This is a genomic window from Flavobacterium fluviatile, from assembly GCF_010645065.1.
GTDB lineage: Bacteria > Bacteroidota > Bacteroidia > Flavobacteriales > Flavobacteriaceae > Flavobacterium > Flavobacterium fluviatile.
Map to the genome: position 1 here is coordinate 1 of NZ_JAADZW010000040.1, position 14,770 is coordinate 14,770.

20 protein-coding genes are annotated in these 14,770 nt (G+C 36.6%); all 20 read right to left on the minus strand.

The features are described 5' to 3' along the window. Positions 1–117 precede the first annotated feature (117 nt). A complete protein-coding gene (locus tag GXM17_RS20565) occupies positions 118–756 on the minus strand; it encodes a thymidylate synthase (RefSeq protein ID WP_163401397.1) in 639 nt (212 codons plus the stop codon). A gap of 186 nt (positions 757–942) precedes the next feature. After that, a complete protein-coding gene (locus tag GXM17_RS20570; protein ID WP_163401398.1) occupies positions 943–1,314 on the minus strand; it encodes a hypothetical protein in 372 nt (123 codons plus the stop codon). Positions 1,315–1,317: 3 nt separating this feature from the next. Next, a complete protein-coding gene (locus GXM17_RS20575) occupies positions 1,318–1,956 on the minus strand; it encodes a hypothetical protein (protein WP_163401399.1) in 639 nt (212 codons plus the stop codon). 5 nt (positions 1,957–1,961) lie between these two features. Next, the gene (locus tag GXM17_RS20580) at positions 1,962–3,743 is read right to left on the minus strand and encodes a hypothetical protein (protein ID WP_163401400.1); all 1,782 of its coding nucleotides are present in this window, start codon (positions 3,741–3,743) and stop codon (positions 1,962–1,964) included. Between the two features lie 6 nt (positions 3,744–3,749). After that, complete coding sequence (locus GXM17_RS20585) at positions 3,750–4,526, minus strand: hypothetical protein (protein WP_163401401.1); 777 nt, start codon at positions 4,524–4,526, stop codon at positions 3,750–3,752. Further along, positions 4,523–4,987 carry a hypothetical protein gene (locus tag GXM17_RS20590; RefSeq protein ID WP_163401402.1) on the minus strand — a complete coding sequence of 155 codons (465 nt, stop codon included), beginning with the start codon at positions 4,985–4,987 and terminating at the stop codon, positions 4,523–4,525. Before GXM17_RS20590 ends, GXM17_RS20585 begins: the two co-directional genes overlap by 4 nt. Then, positions 4,977–5,804: a nucleotidyltransferase gene (locus tag GXM17_RS20595; protein ID WP_163401403.1), complete on the minus strand. Its 828-nt coding sequence runs from the start codon at positions 5,802–5,804 to the stop codon at positions 4,977–4,979. The genes GXM17_RS20590 and GXM17_RS20595 overlap by 11 nt, the downstream gene beginning before the upstream one ends. A gap of 1 nt (position 5,805) precedes the next feature. After that, the gene (locus tag GXM17_RS20600; RefSeq protein WP_163401404.1) at positions 5,806–6,108 is read right to left on the minus strand and encodes a hypothetical protein; all 303 of its coding nucleotides are present in this window, start codon (positions 6,106–6,108) and stop codon (positions 5,806–5,808) included. A gap of 3 nt (positions 6,109–6,111) precedes the next feature. After that, on the minus strand, positions 6,112–6,396 hold the full coding sequence (locus GXM17_RS20605) for a hypothetical protein (RefSeq protein ID WP_163401405.1): 285 nt from the start codon (positions 6,394–6,396) through the stop codon (positions 6,112–6,114). Positions 6,397–6,403: 7 nt separating this feature from the next. Then, positions 6,404–6,922, minus strand: a complete 519-nt coding sequence (locus GXM17_RS20610; RefSeq protein ID WP_163401406.1) for a hypothetical protein — start codon at positions 6,920–6,922, stop codon at positions 6,404–6,406. Then, the gene (locus tag GXM17_RS20615; protein ID WP_163401407.1) at positions 6,922–7,911 is read right to left on the minus strand and encodes a hypothetical protein; all 990 of its coding nucleotides are present in this window, start codon (positions 7,909–7,911) and stop codon (positions 6,922–6,924) included. The genes GXM17_RS20610 and GXM17_RS20615 overlap by 1 nt, the downstream gene beginning before the upstream one ends. A gap of 3 nt (positions 7,912–7,914) precedes the next feature. Further along, positions 7,915–8,544, minus strand: a complete 630-nt coding sequence (locus GXM17_RS20620) for a DUF6046 domain-containing protein (RefSeq protein WP_163401408.1) — start codon at positions 8,542–8,544, stop codon at positions 7,915–7,917. Next, positions 8,544–10,214 carry a tape measure protein gene (locus GXM17_RS20625; RefSeq protein ID WP_163401409.1) on the minus strand — a complete coding sequence of 557 codons (1,671 nt, stop codon included), beginning with the start codon at positions 10,212–10,214 and terminating at the stop codon, positions 8,544–8,546. Before GXM17_RS20625 ends, GXM17_RS20620 begins: the two co-directional genes overlap by 1 nt. Before the next feature lie 208 nt (positions 10,215–10,422). After that, entirely contained in the window at positions 10,423–10,824 is a 402-nt protein-coding gene (locus GXM17_RS20630; protein ID WP_163401410.1) for a hypothetical protein, read from the minus strand. 16 nt (positions 10,825–10,840) lie between these two features. Then, positions 10,841–11,275, minus strand: coding sequence for a hypothetical protein (locus GXM17_RS20635; RefSeq protein ID WP_163401411.1), 435 nt, complete (start codon positions 11,273–11,275; stop codon positions 10,841–10,843). Between the two features lie 2 nt (positions 11,276–11,277). After that, entirely contained in the window at positions 11,278–12,438 is a 1,161-nt protein-coding gene (locus tag GXM17_RS20640; RefSeq protein ID WP_163401412.1) for a DUF2586 family protein, read from the minus strand. Continuing rightward, complete coding sequence (locus GXM17_RS20645) at positions 12,438–12,833, minus strand: hypothetical protein (RefSeq protein ID WP_163401413.1); 396 nt, start codon at positions 12,831–12,833, stop codon at positions 12,438–12,440. The genes GXM17_RS20640 and GXM17_RS20645 overlap by 1 nt, the downstream gene beginning before the upstream one ends. Before the next feature lie 312 nt (positions 12,834–13,145). Further along, positions 13,146–13,658 carry a glycoside hydrolase family 73 protein gene (locus GXM17_RS20650; RefSeq protein WP_163401414.1) on the minus strand — a complete coding sequence of 171 codons (513 nt, stop codon included), beginning with the start codon at positions 13,656–13,658 and terminating at the stop codon, positions 13,146–13,148. Beyond that, complete coding sequence (locus GXM17_RS20655) at positions 13,655–13,990, minus strand: hypothetical protein (RefSeq protein ID WP_163401415.1); 336 nt, start codon at positions 13,988–13,990, stop codon at positions 13,655–13,657. The genes GXM17_RS20650 and GXM17_RS20655 overlap by 4 nt, the downstream gene beginning before the upstream one ends. Positions 13,991–14,062: 72 nt before the next feature. Then, on the minus strand, positions 14,063–14,770 hold a 708-nt coding region (locus GXM17_RS20660; protein WP_208796470.1), incomplete at its 5' end, for a hypothetical protein.

Sequence of the window (14,770 nt, forward strand, 5' to 3'; positions counted from 1 at the left end):
TATAATCGCAAAAATGAAATGTACACAAATTTAAAATGAAATGTACATTTTTACAGACAAATATAACAAAAGCCAATGCATAACACATTGGCTTTTTAATTATACTTTAAACACCATTTAACCAACGTTTAAACTAAACTTAACTGATTCACCATTTATTAGCTGCTTTGTTCCTTCAATATTGTTCTCATAAACATGTACATTACCCAGAAACAAAGTAATACTTTTTAATTGCATATCGATTTTCTTTGATATTAGATACAAATGATAAATATCCGAAGGTAATCCCAGATTTGCATCAGAACTACGCTGATATGCGCTAATTATTAGCTTGCCGTTGTCAATTTGAAACTGTATCAAGCTTAAACACGGTTGTTGATTGGTTTCGGTGTCGTTAGAACCGAGAAAAAGCACGTAATTTTTAGACGTTCGTTTCTCTCTGTTAATCTTTTCAATGAGTTTCGGAAGCTTTTCAAAATACGTTGGGTAAGAATTGACTAATATGGGACCGCAATAATCCCACCAACTTACACCAATCTCCCTATATGCCTCTGTGTTGCGTTCACCAGCCAAAAATAACTGTAACTCATCTTTTAACTTCTTTTTGGCCACTGCATGACCTTCAAACAATTCTAACAGGTCAATAGGCTTAAGCCGTAAAGCCTCATTCAATAAAAATAAATTTGAGCCTTTTTTATTTGTTTGATTCTTACCCTTTTCAAGGATTTTATTCAGTATTTGATGATACTTATTCATTTTCGATTTTTGATTGATGATTGATTATTCTATATTTGCACCTCTCACGGAATTTATAAAACATAACAAAGCCACAACATTAGAAGACTTATGTCCTCCAACGCTGTGGCTTTGTGCTTAATTAAATTACCGTTGAGAAGTTTTTAATTGTTGGAGGACTTTTTTTATTTCCGCCTCCTGGGAATTTTACACTAAACTGTCTATGCTGTTATAACAATGGTTTTCATCCCACCAATCCAACACGTTACAAACTTTTATGCCTAATTTGGTAAGCGTCCCATCGCGTTGATTTTTACCCAAAACACTTGAAATAGTTTCTTTCCTATTGCCGAATTGATAACCTCCTTTCTTAATTAAAATAAGGTTAAACAAGTCTTTACAAATTACGTTACCTGAAGTATCAACGCTCGTAGCAATGCTTAAAAATTGCTGATCTAAACGTTTAAATGAAAATTTCCAACGCCTCCTGTAAAGATTGATAACAAACGTTATTGCAAGGCCTATAGGAAATAATATTGATGCAAGTAAAACAGATAAAAATGCTAAAATTGTTCCCATATATTATTGCAAATTCATAATTATTAATTCTTTCACAGTCATGGGCTCGTAGCCAAAAACCTCGTTATTTAAAACCGCTAATATTTCTGTATCGACTTCATTGTTTAAAGCATCAACAAGATCGTTTTTGATTCCTGTACGTAAATAAGTATTATAAACATTGCCATATTTCGCATACAAAAAAGCGTACAATTGAGGATTTTTACCAGCCAGATAGTCATCAGCTTTAAAACGCTCTGTTTTCAAAATTTCTCTCTGTTTTTGGCTTGAAAACCCGACAACAGTTTCAGTACCATCTCCTAAAAAAACAGGCTCTAAATTGAATTCGTACGGCTGTAACGACTTTCTGTTAACAATTTCGCCTGACCAGTCTAAGTAACATACAGTTTTTGAAAAGCCTAAAAAAACATTTGGATAAACCACATCGTTATAGATATAGTTCCCGTAAATTCTGTTATAACAAATTCTTACTGCCTCACGGCCTTTTTTGTCAAAGTAGGATTTTGAAACCTTTTGACCTGCCATGTTATAAATAGGCTCTTTTTCTGTCAGAAATGATAAATTGCTGAAATCAATATCCGTCATGGTATTAGCCATTGTTTGATACTTATCTAAGTAGTGTTGTATAACTAGTTGTGTCATGATAATTATGTTGCTAATTCTATATATTTTATATTTAGAATATCAATTCTAATAGTATTTACCTTTAATTTCACATTTTGGGATAAGCCGTTAGTGAAAGTTCTTTTTAAAACCCCATCATGCCAAATTGTGAATACTCCGTCTAGCCATTTAATTTTTAATTCTTTTCCTTCAACTTGATTATTCCAAGTTTCCAATGAAGTTATGGAGCCGCTATATAAAATTGTGTCTTGGTATGCCCCCCCGTCTAAATATGTTCTTCCTTGACAGAAATTCCCCGGAAAATTCCATTCAAGTCGCAATTTATTACTGTTATCTGATACATTAAGAAATTGAAAAACTGGAAACTGTGGACTTATTGGTGAACCCAGTGGCGATTTATTAAATAACATTCTTACTTCAAAGTCTTTAGTCCAATCAAACTCCCTTTCCCAAATTGCACTCCCAGTTGAACCATAAGCAATTGTCTGAATGTTATTGTTATCAATACCTATTGCTCCTGTTTCAGCAGACCAATCTGAGGTGACAGGGGCGAAAACATCACCCAAAATAATCAATAAAGCATTATTTTTCGTAGTGCTTAATCCATTATTACAAGTTATTGAGAAAGAACCTTCTGCACTACCAGTAGTCACATTCATCAATATTTTTTGCGAATTCACGAAAGTGGCATAATTAATTGTTTGTCCCGTAATCTGAATACCATTAGCATTATTCAAATTGGCAGCCAAACACATTGCCGGGATAAAAAACTCACCTATAAGCTCAATATTGCCTGTTGCATTTGGCAAATGAGAGTCGGGTATTAATTCCTCAATGAAAGGTGCCGGAGCTGTCGCCATCGTGTAAAGCTTTAAATTTCCGTTTGCATCGGGTGATAAAATTTTATTAGTTGGCAAAGCTCCATCATTACGTGCGTTTGAATAATTCGAAAGTTTCAAATCTTTATTCATCCACAACGTAGTATCTTCCACATCGGTAGCCGTAATTGAGGTTTGACCTGTACCGAAGCTTCTACCCCTTAAAAGCAACTTAAACACCTTTCCGGTATCGCTTAATTGATATTCGACTGTTTCATTTGCTGCAACAACTAAAGGTGTTGATAGTGCATTAATGTACTGTACAAATCCTGCTACATCTTGCGTAACCAAACTAGCAGATGTAATTGTTTTAACGGTTGTTATAATATTGCTTAATTTTCCATTCACAACCGTTGTCAATGAATCGATTAAACCTTTCAAGATTTTAACAGTTTCGGCAGTCGCAGCCTTGGTAACACCGCCTGTGGTAAGATCATTTACCAAGATTGTACTTAATGAAGTTTGAACCGTTTTAATTGCATTTACCAACTCCTGGACGGTGTCAAGATTAACATCGTTTGATGTTAGAATTGTGTTGATTCCATTAATTTGATTTTGCAAATTTTTTCCCTGTTCTGCCGACAGCAAAGAGGTTGCGCCTCCGGTAACAAGATCATTAACAATGTCAAGATATTGCGATGCAATTTTCGCAAACTCGTTTAAAGGCGCGTACCCATCAGGTTCGCCTTTATTTTCTTTATCCTCTTTGCCTTCAAATTGCAATGCATGAGCGTTAGTATCTGTTAAGTGATTTGTTAATACTGCTGCCTCAGCTTTATCATTCAAAATTTCCTCAATTCCTTGAATGTCTTCAACCGGAATTTTTTCATCTTTCCATCTCAGATAACCAAACTTTGCCCAAAATTGAGCCTGTGTAGGTTTTAACCCGGTTTTAAACCACTCTTTTACTGTATCTATATATGCCATAGTGTCTTATTTTTTCCAAATCGCCAGATAACTAACCTCTGATACTGAGCGGTTTTCTGAATTATTACAAGTTATCGTTACATTATTAGCGCCTACTGAATATTTACACCAAAGCGTATCGCTATTGTCAACATTGCCGCTAAAAGCTATTTTTGCAATCGATGCGGTAAAGCCTTTCAAATGAGCCATAGTAAAACCGGATGGAGGATTAACAACATAATAGTTTTTTGTAAAATCATTATCATTTATTCCGTTTTGGCGGTTCAGTGTCTCTACAATCTGAAAGTCGTAAACCTCTTGTAGATTTTTCTGAGCTCCTGTCTCAATTGTCAGCATTTTTGTATAAACTATGGCAAACGCATCTGCTAAAGCTTCAAAAGTGGTCAAATCCGTTTTACTATTAAGAGCAGCTTCAATTTCTTTTGTCTCCTTTGGTTTTTTGAAGTCAGCCCAATCCATTGCGCCAATTCCTGAACCAAATTGTACATAGCGAGTTCTGATAACCGTTTTTGATTCGTTATTTTCGAAGACAAGATTTTCAGTGTCTTCTTTTATGATAACTTTTGTTTGCACAATACCACCCTTAAATAAGAAGACTTCACCGTTTACAAAAACAACCCCATCACTAGCCGTTGAACCAGTAACGTTACAACCGTACAAAATGGTCTTATCTCCGGCAATTCCTCCCAAACCATTAAAAACGGCTGAAATTTTTTGCAGTTCGTCCAGTATTCTCGTTGTTAGTGGAAATCCTCCGGTTTGATTAACGTCTAGTTTATTCATATTGCTATTATTTGGTAAGATTTGCCGGCCAAAACATAAAACTCGATTGTGGCGACTATCTCGTTTATTTTTAAATTCATTATTTCCTGTGGTACATTAACCATGAAGTCAATTGTTGATCCTTCATAATTAAACTCTGTCTCTAACCACATTGTTCCTAAATACACAGGTAAGTTTTCAGCCTGTGTGTAGATGTAATCCTGAGCTTTATTTACTTTATTTTTAATGGTAATCCGTCTTTCTTCTGGATCATACCTATCGTTTAAAACCCCTCTTAAATAACACTTTTGAGAGTTGTACGAAAGCTTTTTCAAATTCTCCTCACGCATTCTTGACCATCTATAATGCAAATTTGCAATAGACGAAGTCAAAGCTTGTAGAAAACCGAAATTCTTTGGCTTACGCGTCGGAGTTGGCAAAAGCAAAAGGATGAGTTTGTCAAAATCTACATTATACCACATAGGCTATATTGTCAAAGTTTGGAATAGTAAAATATCCACTTACCGGAACTGTTTTTACATTAATTGGCTCAGCATCATTATACTCGTTAGTATCTATATTAATTGACTTAGATTCAGCATTTACAATATGTGGAACTTTTACACCTGGTACTTGCTGTAATTTATCAACCAAATGAGCTAAAACCAATTCACCATCAAACGGAAGCTCTTTCATATATTCATTTATTGCTTCCTGAACAGGATAATTTGCATTTAGAATACTCATTCCGTTTGCATCCAAAACCAAAGGATCACGATAAATCTGAATGTTCAACAATAGTATGTCCGGCAATAAGTTTAAGACTAAATAATTTACTCCCGCATCGGTAATTTCATCAATATAAAAATCAAATGCACTTTTAATTTCTGGTGTAATTGGTGCCAAAACTCCGGCGGCTTCTGTCGCAATTTTAATACGTAATTGTCCGCCTGATTTAGTAACAGCGGAATACTTAATTACTTTAGCAGCTTCAATTTCTTCATCAGTAAACCCAGTATTATCATATTTGTCAGTGTCTAGGATTAAATCATGTCCGTATTGAAACGCTAAAGCTTTAGTTCTGTACCAAGATGGGCGATGCGGAAATTTAGCCTCAATAATATTTTGTACTTCTTGGTTATGAGTGTCGAAAAGAGATTCTAAAAGCGCAATCGCATAACTTATTATAAAAATAAAACGTCGATAAGTGGCCGACTGGCTTATTGAATTTGGGAGCGTTGGATCAGCAGCAATTTTAGCATAAATTCCGTTTTGAATATCTGTTATTGTTCTTGCCATTTTATCCTACTATAAAAGTTGAGTTTATTACCATTGTACCTATTCCAACCGGTGGTTTAAATTGTTCTAATTGATCCTGAGTGATTCCCGTTGCCGGGATTGCTGTTTTACTTTTTAAATAATCAACTTCCTTTTTGTAAATTGTCATACTATCAGGGATTACTATTTGTTCACCCGAAACCGGATCATCAGTAACCGACCTTTCACCATTTGCAAGAGCGAGAGCAAAAGCATTAGTAACGTTTCCTGTGTGTTGTATGGCTAAATCAAACCAAGATTGTAAGACTAAAACAGTTGCTGTCATTTTCTAATATTTTGCATCAATTTCGATTTTCAAGTCTGATCCTATTTGTATTTTATTTACTGTCATACCGTCGGCAACAAATTCAAGCCTAATTTCCCTGGCTAAATTTTCGGGGCTATCATCTTCTAAATATCTTTGCGCTCCAACGCCTCGCATTGGCACGTCTTTAAATTCTCCTTTATCAATCAAAATTAGCATCTTTTGATGCTGTGCGGTGCTTTCTCCTACAACTAAATCACCATCTGTAACCAAAAGGTCTAAATCATCATCTAATAAAAAATCTGTCATTTTAAACCTATTTTAAAAACTGATTAATCCTTGTTTCAATAGCAGTAAATTGACCTTCATTAATCAACACATTCGTTGTTCCTGTCTGAGCAGTTGCGGAACCTGTTGTATTAACTTGAAAGCTCATCGCTTTAATTGCTGCCAGAAAATCGACCATGATTTTTTTTAAGGTTTCGCTTTCTTTCTGAAACAAAAAACCCGCTGCATCAATTTCGATAATCGTATTGCCTATGTAATAACCAACCTTTGTCACTTCATCCGCTGCAATAATCATCCAGTCATCATCATCCTCAACACGAACGGCCAGAACATAACTACCAACTTTCGGCACCAGGATAAAACTCTTTTTATCTGAGAGAACCGGACGAAGTCGTACATCTAATATTTCCTGTCCGTCTTCATCTTCAAGTACACACATTGCCGTACTTTCATCAACAGATTTAACTTTCGCAATGTTACTGACAGCAGGACCATGATCTTTTGCTATGTTTTTAAATCCTTCTCTTATTTGTTCGAATGTTGACATTATGATGATGTTATAAACCCTAATTGGATTGTTTGCCTGCCTCCTGATTTTCCAAACTCACCAGAAACGCTTTCAACAAAAAAACTTCCTGATTTATCCGGGTATTTATAACCGTCTATTTCGGCAATGTCACCTTTGTTTGTTGCAGGTTCTAAAAACGCTACTATGTTACCTTCGTAGCCGTTGTAATTGCTTTTTGTCTGCAATCTGTTTGCGATTTGCTTTAATAGATCGCTAGGCAATCCGGCTTTTACTTTTACGTTTTTTTCGTTGTCGTATTTATCAGCATCCGATTTGGTACGCTTAACTTCGCCTTTTCCGTCTTTCTCCTGAATTACGATTCTGACATTCTTATCGACTATTCTTTTCTTAAAATCATCGTCCTTAACTGTATTCCAACCCAAACGAAACTTTACTCTTTTGCCTTTTTTCCCAAATTGGGTACCTACATACAATTCGTTAAAATTGAAGTAAACAGACAAATGCACCTCTTTTTTGAGCCACTCTAAAACCTGAATACCGGTAGCGTTTTTAAATCGCACATTCTTTAACGGAATATTTGGAATTTCAGAAGACAAAACAATTTCAGTTCCTGAGCATAGATCAGTTAGTAATTGTTTAACTGTAACACTCGAATAGGTTTTATTGAAAATGATGTCATATAGTAAATAGCTATATCCTTCACATTCGATTTTTACGGGAATACCCATATTTACACGTTTGATAAATCCCTCAAACCTCTTAACATTATTGCCATCATAACCCAGTAATATGCTGATTTTGTCGTTTTCTTTAAAAAGATAACCCGTTCGGTTGTTTGGCTCTTGTTTATCTTCTGTTATCGTCTTATCATTTGTCAAATACTTAATCCTGGGCAATTCAATTGTACAGGTATCTGTAAAACTATTAATGTCAGTTTTCCACGAAACTTTTGACGGTTTTATATTTGGGTATCCTCCAATTGTGATGTCGCTGGTTAAATAAAACATTAATTATATAATTAAATCCTGTATGTAATCCGTTTCAATATTCATTGAAAAGGGACGTATCCAAACGGCCTTTCCTTGCACTTCTGGAAAATCCAAACTACTAACGGCAACCCTGCAACTTTCATCAAGAAATATTTCGGGGTAACCTCCGTTTAGTTCAATTTCTCCGGTACTTTCAAATATTTTCTTAAGCTTGTTTATTTGATCTTCTGGAACAAGTCTGTTTTGACCAATCAAAAACCCCTTTATAGAAAACCTGTAATCGTCAATAGAAAAGCATTCTTTTACTTTTCCTTTACGCTCACTAACCGGCGTTCTAATAATTTCCTTCATTAAACTTACTCCAACCGTACAGGCTTCGATTTCAATTTCTGTAAATTCGCCACCGTCAGTTGCTCTTAAGGTTATCGGAAACCAAATAGCCTGACCATACGCGCCAATTTTATTAAAAGGTATGTTCTTACTTGAATAGTCAATACTGCCTCTTGGTCTTGTGTTTTCGGTTGTTATTGAGTAACCTATTTCCTGTGTGGTTGGCTGTTCTGAATTATCAGTAATAAAATAAGGATTATTGCCAAAATAGGTCTTGTACAATTTCGCAAGATCAAATATCGTATTAGTACTTACCATCATTAAACCATTTTAGAACCATTATATACTATCCTTGCCAGACACTCCATTACAACTTTTTCCATTTCTGAAACAGATTCATTAGCGTTCATTGTTGTAAATTGCAGGTTTTCAAAAAACTTCCCTACGTGAATATTCGTCACTTTAGGACCAGCACCGGACACCGTTTCACCGGCTGATTTACCTGATGCAGAATTTGAGGCCATTGCCGAAGCTCCACCGGTTAATGGTGAATCAGGGTCATTAGGTTTTGGAGTTGATAAGGTTAGCTTTTTATGAACCTTAACTTCTTTATCGCCGAAGCCTAAATATTCTTTTACAATTTTGTAAGCTTTGTCTATTGCTCCTAAAACAGGCTGTAATACAGTATTCCAAATCCATAAAATAACATCAAGAACACCTCCAATGATGTGAAAAATCTTTTCTAGATACCACGCTGAGAACCTAAATACGTCTTTTATTAATTCGGAATGTCTTACAAACTCAATTATACCCGAAACCAACTCCCATAGCTGTGCTCCGGTTTTTTTCACAAACTCCCAAACATTTGAAAAGTGCTTTTCGGCTATGGCCAAATAATCAGCCCAGCCACCCGTATCTTTTGAAATATTTCGAACAAAGTCAACGGCTTTACCAAATTGACCAGCTAGGTAATCAATGTACGGTTTGGCACGCTGTAACATTGGTTCAATGTTATTAGCAAAGGCAACCCCAATATCTAACACCCTGCTAATAATGGGTGAAAACGCATCATACATATCAACCAATCCGTTAAGCACACTTTCTTTAAAAGTATTCCACTTGGCTTCTCTTGTTTTGCTTTGTGCGGCTAATGCACCCTCGTAAATCCCACCTTTAGCACCCGCCATAGCTAACGACTTGGCTAAGTCTTCATAACTCACTTCCATTTCCTTAACTTGGTCAATGCTTTTACCTGTTGATCGGGCTAACATTTCATACACATTGATTCCGGCAATACCAAACTGGCGAATATCCATCGCAGTAGCTTTACCTACCGTTTTAATCTGTTGCATATTTGCAGCCATTCGACTCAATACATCGTTACCCCCACCAACAGCAGCAACGGCATTTGCTAAGTTCATTGAGTCGGTTCTAGCTTGCTTAGCACCCAATCCCGCAGAAATTAATGAGCGATTTACCTCAAGCAATGAAGCTGTATCGTAAGGCGTTGCCGCAGCATCTTTTCGAATATTGTTATAGGCTTCACTAGCTCCAGATTTTCCTAAGAACGTAGTTAAACCAGTTACCGCCTTTTCCTTGGCGTTGGCTTGTGTTACAATCTCAGAAACCCCCGATTGAATGGCACCCACTGCCATCGATATTCCTGCCGTGGCTATCCCTCCAAGCATACTACCCAAAGCAACGCCACCAACACCAATTCCTTTAGAACTTCCGGGCATATTGTTTGTATTTCCTGCATGGTTTGCAGATTGCCTTTGTAAAGAAGCTAATTCACGTCTGGCCATTGCAATTTGACTAGGAATAGTACTTCTACTGATCGTGTCTTCAACTTGTTTGATTTTATTTTGAAGCTCGCTAAAGCTCATTCCTAATACCCGGTTACGCCCAGTCATTTGATTAGCCGACTGACTCATCCTGTTAAAAACGTTCTGGGAAGCCGAACCAACTCGCGTTATGTTCGAACTTGCCATGTCTCGCATTCTTAAAACAAAATCAATCGTATTATTCATAACCTAAGTTTCTTCTTTTTTTGACAATTCAAGCGCAATACCGGTACGGTAGAAAAATTTTTCATCACCCCATTCTTTTAAGGCATTTGCTCCGAACTTCATACTACCAAATACAACTAGGTAGTCTAATCCAGCTTTTTTATTTTGGCAATCTTTTATGCCTTTATTGCTAAGCGCGAAAAAACTCAGCTTTCTTCCCTTCCAAGATGTTGTTTATCTGCAAGAAAACAGAAATGAATTTTTCTTCATCTTCAATAAGGACAATGTCACCATCCAACCAAAGTTGCTCCATGACCATTGCAACCGCTTTACTAAGTCCATTGGTTCCGATGGCTTCCATGTAGTCACCTAAATCGTCAGCTGTTGGAGGTCTTAATACTGCCAGATCATTTTCATGTTTCAAAAAGATGAGTTTGCGATCTCCGGATAATTCTTTCCACTCATCAAGCTTTTTTTGAGTAAATCGTTTGATATACGGCGTTAGGTCGTTTTCTTTAAGTTTTTCAACTTCTTTTGCTTTACGATTGGCGAAAGCAGATTTTAAATCTCCTGATTGTGCATTCTTGTTCATGCTTTTTTGTTTTATGTTATGGTAATCTTACATTCATTGCCAGGAATGGCAAAGTAATTTCTCTGTGTTTGGCGTTTTGTTCCATGTCAACACCTGATTCCGTAAAAGAAACACCCGAAGCGATATAGGTAGAAATTGGATCAATCAACCTTTTTTTAAACGAACAGGTAATTACAATTAACTCGTGAGGTACTTCGGTTATATCTTCATAACCTGCCAAGCGTGCCGACTTATTCATTGCATCGGCTTCAAAACCTAATACCTTTATACTTCCTGTACATTTGATATTTCCGCTTTGAATATCGATAGCTTCATCACCGGCACCATACAAATGCTCTTTTTCGACTTCTTTTTTGAAGCCAAACCCGCGCAACCCCTTAATGGTTCGGGTTAGTATTTTTACTTCAAAGTTTGACCATGCACACTCTGAGGATGTTATATTTACATTCATGGCTATAAATTAGCGGTTAAACCTATTGTTACTTTTATCCAGGTGAAATAACCAAGAGGTAACACTTTTACTTCAATCCCTCCGGTGCTGGTATTGATTATATTTGCATCGGTTGGTACATTAACCTCAAAATCGCTAGCCTGTCCGGCTAACTGTGATCTTAACTGCTGTAAAATCGTTTCTTCCAACTCTTTTGCATCAGTCGCATTGATTGTCCCGTCAGCATTAACACGAACAGAAGTTTCCAACATTGGCGTTGCGGTTGCTGTAGTGACTCTTTGCGCTTTGTCGATTATTCGACCATTTACCAGGATTCTAAAATCGTCATCAGTCGCCATATTATCCCTTGCAAAATAATACCCTGCTGATCCGTCACGACGATGCATAATAGTGTAACCAGCATTTGCAAAAGCGTCTAATTCTTCCAGGTAGTAATCTTCGATAGCTCTGTCGCCGATAAAAGCTTCTGAAATTGTCAAAGGGCCGTTTTGTCCATTTCCAATTTTGACATGAGATTGATATTTAACCGCTCTTGCCAAAGCCAATGCAACACCGCTGGCACTAGAACCATCATTTAAATTACTGCCAAGTACAACACCGGCAAAACCATTTCCAACTGTATTAGGTTCAAATAGATCAGCCTCTAAGTCAGCAACTCTACCCTCAATAAGCATTCGTACCGGCTTGTTGATTGACTGTTGATATTGTCCTAATGTTTTAGCGGCTAATAAAGCGTCTTCGACATCTTTATCTAAAAAGTGATCTTCCGGCATTGTATAAGCCTCACTTGGTTTTCGAATCAATCCGACAACGGTAATTGTCCCTTGTGCCGCATTCAGCAACTTTTTAAGACCATTCGCATTGGTCGAAGTAACCATTTGCGTAAGTGTCATTGTATCTTCTACACCAAGAATCGTTAAAGCCTGATTACCTCCTAATTCCTGATAAAAAACTTCAATAGCCTTGTTTAAAAATGGTTCAGCTACAGCGGTATAACCCTTTGCGACTGCATCATCATAACCGAAAACAGTTTCAATAACGCCGATTTTTGTTTCAGCCGTTCCCATAAGTCCTGCAACGCCATCCAGAACCTGTACTTGACGTTGTAGGTTGCCAGAGGTTACTGCTACAGTAACCTTTGGCGTTCCGGTACCTTGTGTCATTATTGTTTTACTTCAGTGTTAATAGCTACTCTATAGGCTTCAATAGTAGCTAATAGATCAGGCTGTTTTTGCGTTGGTGATTCCAGGCCTAAAAGTTTAACAAGCTCCTTTATTTCAGGATAAATTGCTGTTTTAGGATCAAAGTTTTTCAACAATTCTAAAGGATTAGTCTTCGTATCATTAAGGTTTTCCTTTTGTGCATCAGGCGAATTTTGATTGATTTTTATGATTTCGAAATCACTTCTATAATGCGAATTGACTTTATTGTCTTTTAGACCGTTTGCATGACCGTCGGCAGCTCCTTTAGTATGAAATATTCTTTCGTCTGAAGTAACATGACATTCATTGCTTGATGGGTGTCTGTCGAAATAATCGACTACATTTTCGTACGCCATTTTAAATAGTATTTAATTAGTATTTAATCGTTAAGCCAGTTGCCACTTCCGGACAACAACCGCAATTATTAAGATGACCAACAGGACTAAAAACAACCTGCCTAAATTAATTTGTGTTTGTTGCCACCATGTAAGTTGCCGCTCAACCGGATAGGGTATTTTTTTAATTATTTGCTGATGCTCTTTAGTATAAACATCTTTCCATTGAGCAAACAATTTGAACGCCTCAGCTTCACAATCAACCGTTAGTACATTATCTTTTATATTTACTTTCGGATGGACAGCAAAAATTTGATTGTTAGATTTTTCATGTTATGATTTTGGAATTAATTTTTCAATTGATTTTGCGATACTCTTTAAACTATTTGCGTAGTTTGGGTCTGTCGCATAACCTGCTTTCGCTATTTCATCAATGAACTTATAAGGATCATTTTTTACTGTCAAAGCTTTTGCGTAACGTTTGTTTTTCAAAAAGAAATTAGCGTGATCGACAAAGCTGTCTTTTGGGGTGTCGTACTTTCTGAAATAATCTTTGATTTTGTACTTGTACCATTTCTGACCATTTCTAACAACCGGAGTTATTGATATGATGTTTGGAAATTTGGCGTTTGCACTTTTTGAATATTCTGTAGTTGTAAGCAACTGCTCATTACCGTTAACACCGTCCGTATCTTTTACACCAAAAATCATATTGCCTGGTGCAACCGAAAACCATGCGCTCTCTAGTGCGCCTTGTGCTAACAATGCAATGGCAGAAATTCCGGTTAACTTTTGACTTGCTAATGCATAAGGATACAAGTAGTTTACATAGTCTTGTTTTGTCATTCCTCTGTTTTTTTTGATATTCCTAATTTTGATTTTGCGTAAACTGATGCGAGTTTTAAAATTTGCTCAAACTCATCAAGTATGATTTTAGAAAATGCCCCTGATAGACCGCAGGCAACAAAAATGATATTCTCATTTTGAAGCAATAAATAATCTTTACAAAAAGTACCCACACAAAACGATATAAACATTGACATGATGACCGATTTTAAAAAAGCAATCCAAGACATTTCATTTCGCATTCTGTTAATTATTGCACCAATTGCACCACCCAATATGTAAGGATTTAATTTTTTGATGAAGTCGATAAAAATGTCGTAATATTCTATCACTGTGAGTAGGTTTAAAAAAAGGCTGTCGCTATCAAGAGACAGCCTTTTACATATTTATAATTTAGATTTCTTTTATGCAGTTGGAGCCTGGACAATAATCCCAATGCCTTTCCAGTCTTCACGACGACAACGGCCTCCCATTTTTACCAATCCTGAATGAATATCACCATAGTACAATGGGTTATCCATGTCCTGGAATAATTTAGTATCTCCAAGAGCTTTAGTAACGCTTTGCTTTTGCCAAAAAATGCTTGCTAAGTTGTCAGTTGCTCCTAAAGCTTCACCCGGAAGTCTAAAAGTTCCGTTAGCCTGAATAGCCAAAACAGAGCTTCTTTCTAAAATTGTAAATCCTGCATATTTACCTACAATACCGTTTGCTAAATCGGCGGTTGCCTGAAAGGCTGCCATCTGGTTACCTGTTAGTGAGTTTTGAAACTCTTTTAACATGAATGATTCAAGCATTGCATAACGTTCTTGCTTTGGCACGTTATCTTTATTGAAAGTAGCCTGCATTATATCAAACTCTTTGTAAGTACAGGCTTTACGACTTCCTGTTTGACCATCGACACCATTTACAGCAGTATCCGCTCCTGTTGTTGCTATTCTTCTGGCAGCAGGAATATACTCAACTGTTGTGCCGCCGCCAACAGCAGGTTTAAAGCCTTTAATCCAGCTAAATGTTAATTCATCACCAATCGCCTCAGCTAACGTGTCAGTATGATCTGCTAAAACAGAATCTGTTTTCTCGTAGCTGATTTCCATTGATTCAGCGACTGTAAC

Coding starts and splice junctions, on each gene's coding strand:
- GXM17_RS20565 (WP_163401397.1), bottom strand. CDS start 756: ATGAATAAGTATCATCAAATACTGAATAAAATCCTTGAAAAGGGTAAG.
- GXM17_RS20570 (WP_163401398.1), bottom strand. CDS start 1,314: ATGGGAACAATTTTAGCATTTTTATCTGTTTTACTTGCATCAATATTA.
- GXM17_RS20575 (WP_163401399.1), bottom strand. CDS start 1,956: ATGACACAACTAGTTATACAACACTACTTAGATAAGTATCAAACAATG.
- GXM17_RS20580 (WP_163401400.1), bottom strand. CDS start 3,743: ATGGCATATATAGATACAGTAAAAGAGTGGTTTAAAACCGGGTTAAAA.
- GXM17_RS20585 (WP_163401401.1), bottom strand. CDS start 4,526: ATGAATAAACTAGACGTTAATCAAACCGGAGGATTTCCACTAACAACG.
- GXM17_RS20590 (WP_163401402.1), bottom strand. CDS start 4,987: ATGTGGTATAATGTAGATTTTGACAAACTCATCCTTTTGCTTTTGCCA.
- GXM17_RS20595 (WP_163401403.1), bottom strand. CDS start 5,804: ATGGCAAGAACAATAACAGATATTCAAAACGGAATTTATGCTAAAATT.
- GXM17_RS20600 (WP_163401404.1), bottom strand. CDS start 6,108: ATGACAGCAACTGTTTTAGTCTTACAATCTTGGTTTGATTTAGCCATA.
- GXM17_RS20605 (WP_163401405.1), bottom strand. CDS start 6,396: ATGACAGATTTTTTATTAGATGATGATTTAGACCTTTTGGTTACAGAT.
- GXM17_RS20610 (WP_163401406.1), bottom strand. CDS start 6,922: ATGTCAACATTCGAACAAATAAGAGAAGGATTTAAAAACATAGCAAAA.
- GXM17_RS20615 (WP_163401407.1), bottom strand. CDS start 7,911: ATGTTTTATTTAACCAGCGACATCACAATTGGAGGATACCCAAATATA.
- GXM17_RS20620 (WP_163401408.1), bottom strand. CDS start 8,544: ATGATGGTAAGTACTAATACGATATTTGATCTTGCGAAATTGTACAAG.
- GXM17_RS20625 (WP_163401409.1), bottom strand. CDS start 10,214: ATGGCAAGTTCGAACATAACGCGAGTTGGTTCGGCTTCCCAGAACGTT.
- GXM17_RS20630 (WP_163401410.1), bottom strand. CDS start 10,824: ATGAACAAGAATGCACAATCAGGAGATTTAAAATCTGCTTTCGCCAAT.
- GXM17_RS20635 (WP_163401411.1), bottom strand. CDS start 11,275: ATGAATGTAAATATAACATCCTCAGAGTGTGCATGGTCAAACTTTGAA.
- GXM17_RS20640 (WP_163401412.1), bottom strand. CDS start 12,438: ATGACACAAGGTACCGGAACGCCAAAGGTTACTGTAGCAGTAACCTCT.
- GXM17_RS20645 (WP_163401413.1), bottom strand. CDS start 12,833: ATGGCGTACGAAAATGTAGTCGATTATTTCGACAGACACCCATCAAGC.
- GXM17_RS20650 (WP_163401414.1), bottom strand. CDS start 13,658: ATGACAAAACAAGACTATGTAAACTACTTGTATCCTTATGCATTAGCA.